Source organism: uncultured Aggregatibacter sp. (assembly GCF_901873365.1).
Classification (GTDB): domain Bacteria; phylum Pseudomonadota; class Gammaproteobacteria; order Enterobacterales; family Pasteurellaceae; genus Aggregatibacter.
In genome coordinates this window covers 1-15,420 of the sequence record NZ_CABFLM010000043.1, presented here as the reverse complement: position 1 = coordinate 15,420, position 15,420 = coordinate 1, and the positions used below count along the sequence as shown (strand labels likewise).

Below are 15,420 nucleotides of genomic sequence, written 5' to 3'. Positions count from 1 at the left end.
ACAAATGTCGTGCCCTTTTATTTATCAAGTGCGGTAGGATTTTAGAAAGTTTTTGTAGTTAGTCACTAAGTTGTTTACAATGTGCCCACTTTTTCATTCGCCTGAGTACAAATTATGCAGACAAAAAAATTATTCATTGCGCTCTTATTAGGCACGGCAACACTCACGGGTTGTTCATCAACCATTGATCCGGAAACCGGAGAACGTAAAGATGCCTTAGAGGGTTTTAACCGTAAAATGTGGGATTTTAACTATCATGTTGCTGATCCTTACGTATTAAAACCTCTTGCTAAAGGCTGGAAAGAATATGTCCCTTCCCCAATACGCACGGGAATTGTTAACTTTGCCAATAATCTTGATGAACCAGCAAGCTTTGCTAACCGTTTAGTGCAAGGTGAATTTAAATTGGCAATGGTTCATTTCAACCGTTTTTGGTTAAACAGTATTTTTGGTTTAGGTGGCATAATTGATATTGCAAGCTACAGCGCACCACTTAAAAAAGAAGAAAATTCCCGTTTCGGCGATACGTTAGGTCGTTATGGTGTGGGAACCGGTCCTTATATTATGCTTCCCGTATATGGCCCGGCAACACCACGACAAGATATTGGAAACCTAGCAGATACCACCTATCCAATGTTGTCATTATTAGGCCCTTGGAGTTTATTAAAATGGACAGTTCAAGGTATCGATACGCGTGCAAGTTTAATGGATAAAGAAGCATTGTTAGAGCAGGCTCAAGATCCTTACGTTACTTTCCGCGAAGCTTATTTCCAAAATATTGACTATCGCATCCGTGCCAACAAGAAAGAAGAAAAAGCAACTCCGGCCTTATCAGAAGATATTCTTAATCAAATTGACTGATTAATTTCCTCTTTAATTCATAATTAGTGAATCGTAGCCTGCAACTTGTTGCACAAAATCGTGAATACCCGAAAGGGTTAAATAACGTTCCGTGCATGATTTGATCGTGTTGTGAATTACGCACAAGGTTAATCATTCGTGCAACAAGTTGCATGCTACGAGGGGGTAAATAATCTTCCTATATATTGAGTTTCGGTTGTCAGTCTTGTTTTCGTTATCGTCATATAGCGAAAATTTTTTTCTGTTCATCGCTTAAGCTATTTAGCTCCATACGCATCGCGTATGGTTTTTATCGCCAGCTGGCTATAATAAAAAAGGACTGACTCTCTTAGGAATCAGTCCTTAATTTTTATGAAATCACTGTGTCCGCTGTAATTAACGTTTAGATTTCACTAACTTCTCTGTCAGTTCGTAAGCACGAAGTTTCGCTAATTCTTTAGAAAGTTTAAGCATTAACAATTCGTAATCAGCATCATGGTGATGTTGATAAATGTTTTCTTCCGCACGTTTCTTAGCAGCAAGAATACGCTCGCTATCAAGCTCTTGACCACGAATTGCGACATCCGCAAGAACAGTCACAATCGTTGGTTGAACTTCTAAAAAGCCGCCGGAAACATAGATAACTTCTTCGTTATCATTTTCTAAAGTAAATTTAACAATACCTGGCTTGATTGCTGTCAATAAAGGGGTATGCCCCGGTAAAACACCGAGCTCACCCTCAATACCTGTTGCTTGAACACTTTTCACGTTGCCGGAAAAGATTTTTTGTTCTGCACTTACGACTGTTAAATTAAATGTTGCCATGTTTTTCTCCTTCAAGTTTGATATGCATCAGCTTGAAGTGATTACATATTTTTGGCTTTTTCTAGCGCTTCGTCAATTGAACCGACCATGTAGAACGCTTGTTCCGGAACATGATCGTATTCGCCGTTTAAAATACCTTTAAAGCCACGAATGGTTTCTTTTAACGGAACGTATTTACCCGGTGTGCCGTTAAATACTTCAGCAACGAAGAACGGTTGTGATAAGAAACGTTCGATCTTACGCGCACGGGCTACAACCAATTTATCTTCTTCAGATAATTCATCCATACCAAGAATCGCAATAATATCTTTCAATTCTTTATAACGTTGTAAGATACCTTGTACGCCACGAGCAACATCATAATGCTCTTGACCAACAACTAATGGGTCTAATTGACGAGATGTAGAATCTAATGGGTCAACCGCAGGATAAATACCTAAAGACGCAATTTGACGGCTCAATACAACAGTTGAGTCTAAGTGCGCAAAGGTGGTTGCCGGAGATGGGTCAGTCAAGTCATCCGCAGGCACATAAACCGCTTGTACGGACGTGATAGAACCTGTTTTAGTTGAAGTAATACGCTCTTGTAATACACCCATTTCCTCAGCAAGGGTTGGTTGGTAACCTACCGCTGATGGCATACGGCCTAAAAGTGCGGATACTTCCGTACCGGCAAGAGTATAACGATAGATATTATCCACGAAGAATAATACATCACGACCTTCATCACGGAATTTTTCCGCCATAGTTAAACCGGTTAACGCAACACGTAAACGGTTACCCGGTGGCTCATTCATTTGACCGTAAACCAAAGATACTTTATCCAATACGTTGGAATCTTTCATTTCGTGGTAGAAGTCGTTACCTTCACGGGTACGCTCACCTACACCGGCAAATACGGAGTAACCTGAGTGTTCAATCGCGATATTACGGATTAATTCCATCATATTTACGGTTTTACCTACACCCGCACCACCGAATAAACCAACTTTACCCCCTTTTGCAAATGGGCAAATTAAGTCGATCACTTTAATACCGGTTTCTAATAATTCGGTACTGTTTGATTGTTCTTCGTAGCTTGGTGCAGAACGGTGAATAGACCAACGTTCTTCTTCACCAATTGGACCTTGTTCGTCAATTGGATCACCTAACACATTCATAATTCGACCAAGGGTTTTTGTTCCTACCGGTACTTGAATTGGAGCATTTGTGTTTTCTACTTTCAAACCACGTTTTAAACCATCGGAGGCACCTAATGCGATACAACGTACCACACCACCACCTAATTGTTGTTGAACTTCAAGGGTTAAACCTGTTTCAACATTTAATGCATCATAAACTTTTGGTACTGCATCTTGTGGAAATTCGACGTCAATCACCGCACCGATGATTTGTACAATTTTACCTGTCGCCATTACCGTTCCTCTTCTATTAAATCGCAGCCGCACCGGCAACGATTTCATTTAATTCATTTGTGATACTTGCTTGACGAGCTTTGTTATACACCAACCGTAGGTCATTAATTAAATTACCTGCATTATCTGTTGCTGCTTTCATCGCTACCATTCGAGCCGCTTGTTCTGAAGCTAAATTATCTACAACCGCTTGATAAACTTGAGATTCTAAATAACGAACTAAAAGGCTGTCTAATAACACTTTTGGTTCAGGTTCGTAAATATAATCCCATGCCTGTTGTCTTTCGCTTAAGTGATCGTCTTCTATTTCCGGTAGAGGAACTAATTGCTGTACAACCGGTTTTTGCGACATCGTATTAATGAATTTATTGTATGCAATATAAATTGCATCAATTTCTCCATTACGATAAGCATCAAACATGGTATTTGCTACACCAATTAATTCTTCTAAAGAAGGGTTATCGCCCAAACCGGAAAGTTGGCTTTTTACCTTAAAACCAAGGGAACGGAAAAAACTAATCCCTTTAGAACCAATTAAGCCAAGCTCAGTTGTCGCATTTTGTGATTTCCAATCTTTAATTTGGTTAAGTGTGGTTTTAAACAAATTCACGTTTAAACCACCGCACATTCCACGATCAGTAGAAATCACTAAAATACCCACTTTTTTCACATCCCGTTCAACTAAGAACGGGTGTTTATAACCGATACTTGCTTTAGACACATGGCTGATAACACTACGGATAGTTTCAGAATACGGACGAGATGCCGCCATACGGTCCTGCGTTTTACGCATTTTCGAGGTTGCAACCATTTCCATTGCCTTAGTAATTTTCTGCGTACTTTGTACGCTGGCAATTTTGGTTTTTATCTCTTTTGCACCTGCCATCTTATTTCTCCGTTACTACCAAGCACTATTCGCTTTGAAACTATCTAAAATACCTTTTAATGTATCTTTGATTTCATCATTATAGTTACCAGTTTTAGTAAGCTCTTGCATAAACTCGGCATAATTACGATTTGCATAATCTAGAAGTGCGGTTTCAAAACTTGCAATTTTAGATAACTCAACATCGTCTAAATAACCAAATTCAACTGCAAATAACACTACTGCTTGCTCAGCAACAGAAAGCGGAGAAAATTGTTTTTGTTTCAATAATTCGGTTACTTTTTCACCATGAGAAAGTTGTTTACGAGTTGCATCATCAAGATCTGAAGCAAACTGAGCAAATGCCGCTAATTCACGATATTGTGCAAGCGCAGTACGAATACCACCCGCAAGTTTCTTAATAACTTTAGTTTGTGCAGAACCACCCACACGAGAAACAGAAATACCCGGGTTCACCGCAGGACGAATACCTGAGTTAAACAAGTTAGATTCTAAGAAAATCTGACCATCGGTAATAGAAATTACGTTAGTAGGAACGAACGCAGAAACGTCACCCGCTTGAGTTTCAATAATTGGAAGAGCAGTTAAAGAACCGGTTTTTCCTTTTACTTCACCTTTGGTGAATTTTTCTACGTATTCTTCATTTACACGAGAAGCACGTTCAAGCAAACGTGAGTGTAAGTAGAATACGTCACCAGGATATGCTTCACGACCTGGCGGACGACGTAATAATAGGGAAATTTGACGATAAGCTACCGCTTGTTTAGAAAGATCATCGTAAACGATTAATGCATCTTCACCACGATCACGGAAATATTCACCCATTGCACAACCGGCATAAGGTGCTAAATATTGTAATGCAGCAGATTCAGACGCAGATGCCGCAACCACGATAGTGTTAGCTAATGCACCATGCTCTTCTAATTTACGTACTACGTTAGCAATTGTTGACGCTTTTTGACCAATTGCCACATAGATACATTTAATGCCTGAATTACGTTGGTTAATGATAGCATCAATCGCTAATGCTGTTTTACCGGTTTGACGGTCACCGATAATCAATTCACGTTGACCACGACCAATTGGCACCATGGAGTCAACCGCTTTATAACCGGTTTGTACTGGTTGATCAACGGATTTACGTTCAATTACACCCGGCGCGATAACTTCAACCGGAGAAAAACCGTCATTTTCAATTTCACCTTTACCATCAATTGGTTGACCAAGGGTGTTTACAACACGACCTAATAAACCACGACCAACCGGCACTTCAAGAATACGGCCGGTACATTGCACTTCCATTCCTTCAGCAAGATCGGCATAAGGCCCCATAACTACCGCACCAACCGAATCGCGTTCAAGGTTAAGTGCCATGGCATAACGGTTGCCCGGTAAGGCGATCATTTCGCCTTGCATCACATCGCTTAAACCATGGATACGAATAATCCCATCACTAACAGAAACAATCGTTCCTGTATTGCGGGCTTCGCTCACCACATCAAATTGAGCAATGCGTTTTTTAATCAATTCACTAATTTCAGTTGAATTTAGTTGCATTTTCTAATCCTCTTATAATTGCAACTCATTTGCTAAACGGGCAAGCTGTCCGCGACTACTGCCGTCTATGACAAAATCCTCTGTACGAATGATAACACCGGCAATGAGCGAGCTATCAACGTTGCAATTTAACTTAACTTTTTGGGCTAATCTTTTTTCCATTGCGGCTGCAATTCTTTCTTGTTGCATGACGCTTAATGGTTGAGCCGATATGACGTTCACTTCCGCAATGGCTTTATATTCCTCAACATAATGTTGGAATTCTTTAAAAACTTGCGGAAGAACAGTTAAACGCTTATTTTCAGCCATTAACCGAACTAAGTTTTGCCCATATTGATCTAATTGTTCACCACAAATTGAGATCACCGTATCTGCTAATTTTTGTGCAGAAAGAGAACCTGTTAGATAATTTTGCATTGTTTCGTTTTTCACTAATTCAGCAAGAAAACCTAACATTTCATTCCATTTTTCTACCGCACTTTTGTCAGATGTACTTTGTTCAACGGCAAAATCAAACGCTGCTTTAGCATAAGGGCGAGCTATGGTAGTTAATTCTGACATAAGCTCAACCTTCTTATAGTTCTGCAACTAATTTATCAATAATGTCATTGTTGGCTGCTTCATCCACAGTACGTCCAACAATTTTTTCAGCACCTGCAATGGCCAAAGACGCAACTTTTACACGTAATTCTTCTTGAACACGTTTACGTTCAGCTTCAACCTCAGCATAGCCTTGTTCAATGATTTTCGCTTTAAGTTCTTCGGCTTCTGCCTTCACTTCGTCTAAAACTTCATTGCGACGTTTATTGGCTAAATCTAAAATTTCTTGCGCTTGAATTTTCGCTTCAGAAATTTCCTTTTCAACAAGCATTTTAGTATCTGCTTGTTCTTTTTTAGCCGCTTCAGCAGAAGCTAAAGCATTCGCAATTTGGCTTTGACGTTTTTCAATTGCACTAATAATTGGTGGCCAAACAAATTTCATGCAGAACCACACGAAAATTGCAAACGCAATCAGTTGACCAATTAATGTTGCATTTAGATTCACAACGTCCTCCTTAATCTGCTTGTTTTACGTTGATAAGCAAATAAGGTGATTATTGTAATAAACCGATGAATGGGTTTGCGAAAATGAAAAGTAAAGAAATACCAACAGCAATCATCGCAATCGCATCCAATAAACCTGCAACGATAAACATTCTTGTTTGCAAGCTAGAAGCAAGCTCAGGTTGACGAGCGGAAGATTCTAAGAATTTACCACCTAAAATCGCAAAGCCGATAGCTGTACCTAATGCTGCGAATGCAAGAAGGATTGATGCACCGATAATTGTAGCTGTAATTACAGTTTCCATAATGTTCTCCAATAGAAGTTAAGTTTAGCCCTAGAGCCGGTTAATAAAAAATAAAATTAATGATCTGCTTTGTTATAAGCGATACTTAAGTAAACCACCGTCAACATCATAAAGATGAATGCTTGTAGCGTAATAACCAAAATATGGAAAATCGCCCAAACAAGGTGTAATGGAATTCCCAATGCCGCAATTGCCATATTGGCAGAATACATCACAGCAATGAGAATAAAGATTAATTCCCCTGCATACATATTACCGAATAAACGGAATGCGAGAGAAATTGGTTTAGCCAGTAAAGTAACGGTTTCAAGAATAAAGTTAACCGGAATAAACGCCCAGTGATTAAATGGGTGTAAGGTATATTCCTTAACCAATCCACCAAAACCTTTAGATTTTACTGTATAGAAAAGAATTAAGAAAAAGACACAGATTGACATGCCGAGCGTTGCACTAATATCTGCTGTTGGCACAGCTCTCAAGTAGTGAATACCGAACAAACCTGCGAATTGTGGAAGAAAATCGACTGGGATTAAGTCGATGGCATTCATAATGAATACCCAACAAAAAATGGTTAATGCTAACGGTGCAACAACATTGCGTGGACCATGAAAGTTTTCTTTTACGATACCATTGACCCATTCCACTAAAATTTCGACCAAACATTGCATTTTGCTTGGTACGCCCGGTGTCGCTTTTTTCGCAACACGTGAAAAAACGAAAAGGAAAATAATGGCTGATACGATAGAGAAAAACAGCGTATCGACATGAATATGCCAAAAACCCTCACCGGTCTTTAAAAAAGACAAATGGTGGCCGATATACTCAGAGGTTGTTTGTCCGGACATAGTTGACCCTTTATATAGAACTTAAAATTAAGACCTGTTCAGCAAAAATGGAACGACATTGTTCAACACTAATGCCACGAAAAAACCTGCAAAAAATAAAATGAATTCACTTACATGAAATCCTTTAAACGCAGCAATAATACATAGTATCGTTAATGCAAACTTTACCGCTTCCCCACGATAAAGTGCGGTCAATTTTGTTGATAAATGCTGTTTACGATAAAAAATAAGATACACAAAAGCACAAAAAGGCAGAAAAGCACAGAAAAATCCAAGACAGAAATCAACCGCACTTTCCCACTGCCAAAGTGAAATTAACGCACCGATAATGAGTAAAATCCCCATTTCAATCCATATTGATTTTTGGTAACAATGTTTCGCTTGCGTTAAAACCCTAGACATCACATTATTTTTTAGTATGCAAAAACTGGCTAATTATACATTTAGCACAGAGAGATTCAACTTAAAAAAGGGGAAAAACTGTTAAATAAATCACACTTTTAGAAATTTAATGCAGAATGATTAAATGTCGTTCACCTACAAGCTCAGGAACATGGAGTTTAATCACCTCTTTAACCATAAATTTCCCCTCTAAGGCTTGAACTTCCTCATCGTGATAGAGGCCTTTTAAGGCATAAAAATGCCCCTCTTTTTTCGGTAAATGATGGCACCAGTCGGTCATCTCCTTTAACGAGGCAAAAGCACGACTTAATACCCCGTCAAATTGGTGATCGGGTTGATATTCTTCCGCGCGACTCAACACTGCTTCAACATTGGTAAGCTCTAACTCACATACTGCATTGCGAATAAAACTGATCCGTTTACCCAAGCTATCTAACAAAACAAATTGTTTTTGCGGATTAATGATAGCTAAAGGCAAGCCGGGCAAGCCCGGGCCGGTACCGACATCAATAAAACGATCACCTTGTAAATAAGGGCTCACCACAAGACTGTCCAAAATATGTTTAACCATCATTTCCTGCGGATCACGCACAGACGTTAGATTATAAGCCTTGTTCCATTTATTCAGCAGCAAAACCAGCTTCACTAACTGTTGTTGCTGTTGTTCTGTCACAGAAAGTGCGGTCTGTTTTAACAATGTTTTTAGCTTATCCGTTAATTGAAGTTCTAAATTAGTCATTATTCACCACGTTTTAGCATGCCTTGCTTTTTCAAATTCACCAGAATGATGGAAATCGCTGCCGGCGTAATACCGGAAATACGGCTCGCTTGTCCGATAGATACCGGACGATGTTGTTCCAATTTTGCCCGCACTTCGTTGGATAAACCGGAAACTTTGCTGTAATCAAAGTGAGCCGGAATAGCTGTATTTTCGTGGCGTTTTTGTTTTTCGATTTCCTCTTGTTGATGCTCTATATAGCCTTGATATTTAATGGCGATTTCTACTTGTTCTACCGCTTCTTTATCTTCCATTGCCGGTTGATATGGCGTTAAGGAAGTCAAAATATCGTAAGTCATTTCCGGACGGCGTAATAAATCTTCACCACTGGCTTCACGCACTAATGGACTATTCAATACTTTATTGGCTTCTTCTAGGTATTCAGAACGTGGATGTAACCAAATACTGCGTAAGCGTTGACGCTCTTGCTCAATATTTTCCATTTTTTGGTTAAAACGAGCCCAGCGTGCGTCATCAATTAATCCTAATTCATGGGCAATTGGCGTTAAACGAATATCGGCATTATCTTCACGCAATAACAAACGGTATTCCGCACGAGAGGTAAACACGCGATAGGGTTCTTTTGTTCCTAATGTACAAAGGTCATCCACCAACACACCGGTGTAAGCTTGATCACGGCGCGGAAACCAGGCTTCTTTCTCTTGTACGTAAAGACCAGCATTAATCCCAGCCAATAAGCCTTGTGCTGCTGCTTCTTCATAACCGGTCGTACCATTAATTTGACCGGCAAAGAATAAACCTTGAATGGATTTGGTTTCTAAGGTCGGTTTTAAATCACGTGGATCAAAATAATCATATTCAATGGCATAACCCGGTTTCACAATGCGGGCATTTTCCAACCCTTTCATGGAATTGACGATACCCATTTGCACGTCAAAAGGTAAACTGGTTGAAATCCCATTCGGATACACTTCATTGCTGGTTAAGCCTTCTGGTTCTAAATAAATTTGGTGCGAATTACGATCCGCAAAGCGCATTACTTTATCTTCGATCGATGGACAATAACGTGGCCCGATCCCTTCAATGACACCGGTATACATCGGGCTACGATCCAAGTTATTACGGATCACATCATGGGTTTGTTCGTTGGTGTGGGTGATATAACAAGGAATTTGTTGCGGGTGATCAGAAACGGATCCCATAAAAGAGAACACCGGCAATACTGCATCGCCATGTTGTTTAGCTAAGACTTCAAAATTGATCGTACGTGCATCAATACGTGGCGGTGTTCCGGTTTTTAAGCGATCCACACGTAAACCAAGATCTCTTAAACGATGAGAGAGGGTTACCGAAGCCGGATCACCTGCACGTCCCCCTTCATAATTTTGTAAACCAATATGAATCTTACCGGCTAAGAAGGTGCCGGCAGTTAAGATCACAGATTTTGCATGAAACGTAAGCCCCATTTTCGTTGTAACACCGGTTACACGATCTTGTTCAATTAAGATATCCGTGGCTTCTTGTTGGAAAATATCTAAATTCGGTTGATTTTCAAGGGCGATTCTGACGGCTTGACGATATAACACACGATCCGCTTGCGCACGTGTTGCGCGTACGGCCGGGCCTTTACTGCTGTTTAATGTACGAAATTGAATACCGGCTTTATCGGCGGCATGCGCCATTAATCCGCCCATGGCATCCACTTCTTTTACTAAATGCCCTTTGCCAATTCCGCCAATCGCCGGGTTACAAGACATTTGTCCGAGAGTATCTACATTATGCGTAAGTAATAGGGTTTTTAATCCCATACGTGCAGGTGCCAATGCGGCTTCTGTTCCTGCATGACCGCCACCGATCACGATGACATCATAGGTTTCAGTGTAAAACATGATTATGAATGATCTCTATTTTAAATGAGGTACGGATCTGTTGATCCTTGAAAAAATTGGTCGCTATTTTACTGAAAATCTTAGGTGGTTAAAAGATGCGTTTCAGTGAAAGAAAAAAGAGGGATCGGGAGAAGGATCTTCGCTAATAAGAAATAAGATCTTTATATAGAGATCTTTTATTATTACTATTATAAGGATCATCAAAACCGTTGAATAAGATCGTTTTTACGTTGTAAATGAAATGCATAGATCATTTTCAAACGTGTTAAGATCTTCCCGATCAATACCGTTAATTCTTGTGTATAACTTCCTTATTTATCCACAGGTTGATTAGCATCAGAATTTATTCATTACATAAAAACAGATTTTTAACAATAATTAACGAAGTTATCCACACGCTGTTTGCTTTTTTATTGATTAAATATTATGCGTAAAATTAGGTAACCAGTCTTCTGCGCACTGTTCTTGATCAGATTCTGTTAAGACGTCAATGCGTAAAGCATCGGTTATTTTGACCGCACTTTTTGCCAACAAACTTTGTTCTACTTTGTCCACGGCAAAGCAAAAGGTGTCGTAATCAGAATTTCCTAAACCGATCACCGCAAATCTTAAGTGGGAAAGGTCATTATCACTTGCATCCAGAGCTTCAAATAACGGTTTGAGGTTATCCGGTAATTCGCCTGCGCCATGGGTGGAAGTCACCACTAGCCATAATTTTTCATTGATTACATCATTTAATGCCGGGCCGTGGTGCAATTCAGTACTGAAACCTTGTTGTTGTAATCGGCTTTCTATGTGTTCGGCAACATATTCGGCACCGCCTAAAGTGCTGCCGGTGATTAAGCAAATGTGAGGTTGCATTTTTTCTCCCAAAAAAGAAGGCTTAGATTAACTAAGCCTTGGTTTAATAAAGAATCATTAGATACTGTCAGTGATGCCTAAAAGTGAGCGTAAACGTTCTTGAATATTTTGATGTTCGCTTCTTAATTGTTCGTTTTCACTGCGTAATGCATCGTTTTCTTGTTGTGATCTGCCGTTTTTTTCTTTTAATTCATCCACTTCGAGTTGAAGGAGTTGAATGGTTTCAACGGCTTGTTTAATTTTGTTTTCTAACTGATCTAAAACTTCTAATGACATAGTGATTTCCTCTAAAAAATGGATAAAAAGTAGAGGTATTCTACCGATTTAATTGATTTTATTAAAGCAAAGAATCGCATTATCTGTTAATTCATGGGGGTAGTCGTCCTCCTTAAAGGGAATTTACTTAAAAATTCGCCATGAGGCAGAAAAAACTTTGAAAAAACTGACCGCACTTTTGAGTTGATGAAGACGTCAGTCCGTCTAGGGCAGACGCATCCATGGAAATCTAGCAGTCTTCACGGCTAGATTGTTATTTTTATTCTTTTTTATTAGAATATTGAGACAATTACTAAGGTTATTTCAGGAATCAATTATGGCGAATTGGAACGGACAATACATTAGCCCTTATGCAGAACATGGCAAAAAAAGCGAACAAGTGAAAAAAATTACGGTTTCCATTCCAATTAAAGTGCTTGAAATTTTGACAAATGAACGCACTCGTCGCCAAATTCGTAATTTACGCCACGCAACAAACAGTGAATTGCTTTGTGAAGCTTTCTTACACGCCTTTACCGGCCAGCCTTTGCCAACAGATGAGGATTTGCTCAAAGAGCGCAGCGATGAAATTCCTGAAGAAGCGAAAGTGATTATGCGTGAGTTAGGTATTGATCCGACCAAATGGGAATATTAATTTCTCATTTCTCTCTTTGCCCTCTTCTTTTCTGTTATGATAGAACCATGATTTTTAGTTAATGTTCTATTATGCGAGTACCTAGAATTTATCATCCTACATCGTTGAATCATCTCACTTTTTGCACTTTGTCTGAAGACGGTGCAAATCATGTGGGGCGTGTTTTGCGTATGCAACCCGGCGACCATCTCGAACTTTTTGATGGCAGTAACCAAACATACCAAGCAATGATTACGCAGGTGAGTAAAAAAAGCATCGATGTAGAAATTTTAAGCCGGCAATTTGACGATCGGGAAAGCCCATTGTTTATTCATCTTGGGCAAGTGATTTCGCGTGGCGAACGCATGGAATTTACTATTCAAAAATCCGTCGAATTAGGTGTGAACGTGATTACACCGCTGTGGTCGGAACGTTGTGGCGTGAAATTAGACGGTGATCGTATGGAGAAAAAAATCCAACAATGGCAAAAAATTGCCATTGCGGCTTGTGAACAATGCGGCCGGAATAAAATTCCGGAAATTCGCCCATTAATGAAATTACAACAATGGTGCGCCGAACAAGATGGCGCACTGAAATTAAATCTTCATCCGAGAGCAACACATTCCATTCGCACATTGCCAACGATACCCACTGCCGGCGTGCGCTTATTAATTGGTTCTGAAGGTGGCTTATCAGCGCAAGAAATTGCACAAACCGAACAACAAGGTTTTGTGGAAGTGTTATTAGGAAAGCGAGTATTACGCACCGAAACAGCAGCGATGGCGGCGATAACCGCATTACAAGTCTGTTTTGGTGATTTAGGGGAAATATTATGATGGATTTGCAAGATCATTTGCTCATTGCCATGCCAAATTTAGAGGATAGTTATTTTTATCGGACGGTCATTTATATTTGTGAGCATAATGAAAAAGGGTCTATGGGATTGGTGATTAATCAACCCACCGATTTAAGCATTGCAGAACTGAGTGCAAAAATGAATTTCATGATGGTAACCGACCGCACTTATAACAATAAATTGGTGCTTGCCGGTGGGCCGGTGAACGTTGATCGTGGTTTCATTTTGCATACGCCTGTTCCAAAAGTATTTAATCACAGTTATAAGGTGAATGATAATCTTGTCCTGACAACCTCTGCCGATGTGGTGGATACGTTCGGCACTCCTGAAGAACCGGAGAAATATTTGGTTGCTTTAGGTTGTGCCAGTTGGGAAGCCAATCAGTTAGAGCAAGAAATCGCCCATGATTCTTGGCTGGTCGTGCCGGCAACGGAACAAATCCTGTTTGATTTACCATGCGATCAACGCTGGTTGGCGGCCAATCAATTGCTCGGCATTGATATGTATAATTTTGTCGGCCAAGTAGGACATTGTTAATGGGCATTACGGTTTTAGCCTTTGATTTCGGCACAAAAAGCATTGGTTGTGCAGTGGGGCAAAGCATCACCGGCACAGCACAGTCGTTGCCGGCATTTAAAGCACAAGACGGCATTCCTGATTGGGATGCTATCGGTAAAGTCATCAAAGAATGGCAGCCGGCACGATTAGTTGTTGGTTTACCGCTGAATATGGATGGCACCGAACAAGAACTGACCTTACGCGCCAAAAAATTTGCCAATCGCTTGAATGGACGCTTTAATTTACCGGTGGAATTACAGGATGAACGCCTCACAACCACGGAAGCTCGCAGTGAAATTTTCAGCCGCGGCGGTTATCGAGCTTTAAATAAAAGCAAAGTGGATGGCATTTCCGCCTGCTTAATTTTAGAAAGCTGGTTTGAACAACACAGTGAAGAACTACGTTGAAAACACATAAAAAAGCGACCGCACTTTGAGGTTGATAGATAAAAAAAGCCATTTAGCGTTCACTAAATGGCTTTTCTTTATCGCTTAAATAATCTTTGAAAAAATGATTTTTTGGGCTGTTTATTGATTGGTTGTTCAGTAGAATTTTGTTTAGATGAAGTTATTAATTCATTTATCTCAGATAAATCCATCCTTATGTTCTTATCTAATACCCAATGTCGGTAACCATACCAGTTCTGATCAAATAATATATTTGTTTCAGAATTAAAATTTGGGTAGTTTTTTAATAATGATGTAAGATGTTTATAAATTAATCCAGGACGAGCACAATATCCGTATACACTATATCTATTTTCACTTGGCTGCCTTGTTCTTACAGTTATAACCCCTTCACCTTTTTTATAGATATCAAAAATGAAACTTTCAAATGTATCGATCTCATCTTCATTGTACCCATTCTCTAATATTACAAACATAAAAAAAGAAAACGGATAATCAATAGAGCCAACTAAGTGATTTGCCAACTTATTTCGCATAGGGATAAAGCCATTCATTATCCCTACCTCTTCACCTGATAATGCTGGGAGAAGATATCTATCAAAATGATATCCTTCATTTTTGCCAGAATGTCCTAGCTCATTAATCCATATATTATTAAATGTATCGTATAGTTTAGATAGAGGTATAGGATTTTCTGGAATGTACTCTAACATTCTTATTGAATTTATTTTGCTGTACATACTCCATTCACCTAAAACAAATCGAATAATTACAAATGCAATATCAAATCTATCTTCGCTTATGTTTTTAGAAAAGAACTCAACATCAATCAATCCTTGATTTTTTGATAGCTTGAATTGTATATCATAGGAATCTGCAAAATCTAATTTATATTGATTTATCATATCCTCTTCAATTAATGATATTCTTAAACCAAAATCGATTTTCTTTTTATCTAAAAACCATAAATAAATAAGATTATTAATATTGCTATAATCTAAATTTATTAGGAATATTCTTCCGGTTATTTCAGGATAATATCCAAAACCAATACTTATAGTAGGAAAGTAAAGTTTAAATGTTTCATTCAAATGATCAACAA

At 39.1% G+C, this 15,420-nt stretch carries 19 protein-coding genes; 5 read left to right on the top strand and 14 right to left on the bottom strand.

What is annotated here, in order from left to right:
* Positions 1-114 precede the first annotated feature (114 nt).
* Positions 115-861, top strand: coding sequence for an MlaA family lipoprotein (locus QZ106_RS01585; RefSeq protein ID WP_295973390.1), 747 nt, complete (start codon positions 115-117; stop codon positions 859-861).
* 375 nt (positions 862-1,236) lie between these two features.
* Here the strand turns inward: QZ106_RS01585 and QZ106_RS01580 are convergent, their stop codons facing one another.
* The 13 genes from QZ106_RS01580 to zapB form a co-directional block, all read right to left on the bottom strand.
* Positions 1,237-1,665, bottom strand: coding sequence for a F0F1 ATP synthase subunit epsilon (locus tag QZ106_RS01580; protein WP_295973387.1), 429 nt, complete (start codon positions 1,663-1,665; stop codon positions 1,237-1,239).
* Positions 1,666-1,706: 41 nt separating this feature from the next.
* Positions 1,707-3,080: a F0F1 ATP synthase subunit beta gene (gene atpD, locus QZ106_RS01575; RefSeq protein ID WP_021616107.1), complete on the bottom strand. Its 1,374-nt coding sequence runs from the start codon at positions 3,078-3,080 to the stop codon at positions 1,707-1,709.
* Positions 3,081-3,096: 16 nt separating this feature from the next.
* A complete protein-coding gene (atpG, locus tag QZ106_RS01570; protein ID WP_295973384.1) occupies positions 3,097-3,966 on the bottom strand; it encodes a F0F1 ATP synthase subunit gamma in 870 nt (289 codons plus the stop codon).
* 15 nt (positions 3,967-3,981) lie between these two features.
* Positions 3,982-5,523, bottom strand: coding sequence for a F0F1 ATP synthase subunit alpha (gene atpA / locus QZ106_RS01565; protein ID WP_021616109.1), 1,542 nt, complete (start codon positions 5,521-5,523; stop codon positions 3,982-3,984).
* Positions 5,524-5,535: 12 nt separating this feature from the next.
* Entirely contained in the window at positions 5,536-6,084 is a 549-nt protein-coding gene (gene atpH, locus QZ106_RS01560) for a F0F1 ATP synthase subunit delta (RefSeq protein WP_033002533.1), read from the bottom strand.
* Between the two features lie 13 nt (positions 6,085-6,097).
* Positions 6,098-6,568, bottom strand: coding sequence for a F0F1 ATP synthase subunit B (atpF, locus tag QZ106_RS01555; RefSeq protein WP_021616111.1), 471 nt, complete (start codon positions 6,566-6,568; stop codon positions 6,098-6,100).
* Positions 6,569-6,617: 49 nt separating this feature from the next.
* Positions 6,618-6,872 carry a F0F1 ATP synthase subunit C gene (gene atpE, locus QZ106_RS01550; protein ID WP_021616112.1) on the bottom strand — a complete coding sequence of 85 codons (255 nt, stop codon included), beginning with the start codon at positions 6,870-6,872 and terminating at the stop codon, positions 6,618-6,620.
* A gap of 56 nt (positions 6,873-6,928) precedes the next feature.
* Entirely contained in the window at positions 6,929-7,717 is a 789-nt protein-coding gene (atpB, locus tag QZ106_RS01545) for a F0F1 ATP synthase subunit A (protein WP_021616113.1), read from the bottom strand.
* A 27-nt stretch (positions 7,718-7,744) separates the two neighbouring features.
* Positions 7,745-8,119 (bottom strand): ATP synthase subunit I, encoded by a 375-nt coding sequence (locus QZ106_RS01540; RefSeq protein WP_295973377.1) that lies wholly within the window; start codon positions 8,117-8,119, stop codon positions 7,745-7,747.
* A 106-nt stretch (positions 8,120-8,225) separates the two neighbouring features.
* Positions 8,226-8,858 carry a 16S rRNA (guanine(527)-N(7))-methyltransferase RsmG gene (gene rsmG / locus QZ106_RS01535; RefSeq protein ID WP_295973374.1) on the bottom strand — a complete coding sequence of 211 codons (633 nt, stop codon included), beginning with the start codon at positions 8,856-8,858 and terminating at the stop codon, positions 8,226-8,228.
* Entirely contained in the window at positions 8,858-10,747 is a 1,890-nt protein-coding gene (mnmG, locus tag QZ106_RS01530; RefSeq protein WP_021616116.1) for a tRNA uridine-5-carboxymethylaminomethyl(34) synthesis enzyme MnmG, read from the bottom strand. Before mnmG ends, rsmG begins: the two co-directional genes overlap by 1 nt.
* A 417-nt stretch (positions 10,748-11,164) precedes the next feature.
* The gene (gene mioC / locus QZ106_RS01525) at positions 11,165-11,608 is read right to left on the bottom strand and encodes an FMN-binding protein MioC (protein ID WP_295973370.1); all 444 of its coding nucleotides are present in this window, start codon (positions 11,606-11,608) and stop codon (positions 11,165-11,167) included.
* 57 nt (positions 11,609-11,665) lie between these two features.
* Entirely contained in the window at positions 11,666-11,884 is a 219-nt protein-coding gene (zapB, locus tag QZ106_RS01520) for a cell division protein ZapB (RefSeq protein WP_021616118.1), read from the bottom strand.
* Positions 11,885-12,200: 316 nt separating this feature from the next.
* Here zapB and metJ point away from each other — a divergent pair, with 316 nt between their 5' ends.
* From metJ to ruvX, 4 genes are all read left to right on the top strand, one after another.
* Positions 12,201-12,518 carry a met regulon transcriptional regulator MetJ gene (metJ, locus tag QZ106_RS01515; protein WP_209363785.1) on the top strand — a complete coding sequence of 106 codons (318 nt, stop codon included), beginning with the start codon at positions 12,201-12,203 and terminating at the stop codon, positions 12,516-12,518.
* Between the two features lie 71 nt (positions 12,519-12,589).
* A complete protein-coding gene (rsmE, locus tag QZ106_RS01510; protein ID WP_295973361.1) occupies positions 12,590-13,333 on the top strand; it encodes a 16S rRNA (uracil(1498)-N(3))-methyltransferase in 744 nt (247 codons plus the stop codon).
* Positions 13,330-13,890, top strand: coding sequence for a YqgE/AlgH family protein (locus QZ106_RS01505; RefSeq protein WP_295973359.1), 561 nt, complete (start codon positions 13,330-13,332; stop codon positions 13,888-13,890). Before rsmE ends, QZ106_RS01505 begins: the two co-directional genes overlap by 4 nt.
* Complete coding sequence (ruvX, locus tag QZ106_RS01500; RefSeq protein ID WP_295973356.1) at positions 13,890-14,318, top strand: Holliday junction resolvase RuvX; 429 nt, start codon at positions 13,890-13,892, stop codon at positions 14,316-14,318. Before QZ106_RS01505 ends, ruvX begins: the two co-directional genes overlap by 1 nt.
* 77 nt (positions 14,319-14,395) lie before the next feature.
* On the opposite strand, the gene QZ106_RS01495 is transcribed toward ruvX, so the two are convergent.
* Positions 14,396-15,420: hypothetical protein (locus QZ106_RS01495; RefSeq protein ID WP_295973354.1), on the bottom strand; the 1,025-nt coding region annotated here is incomplete at its 5' end.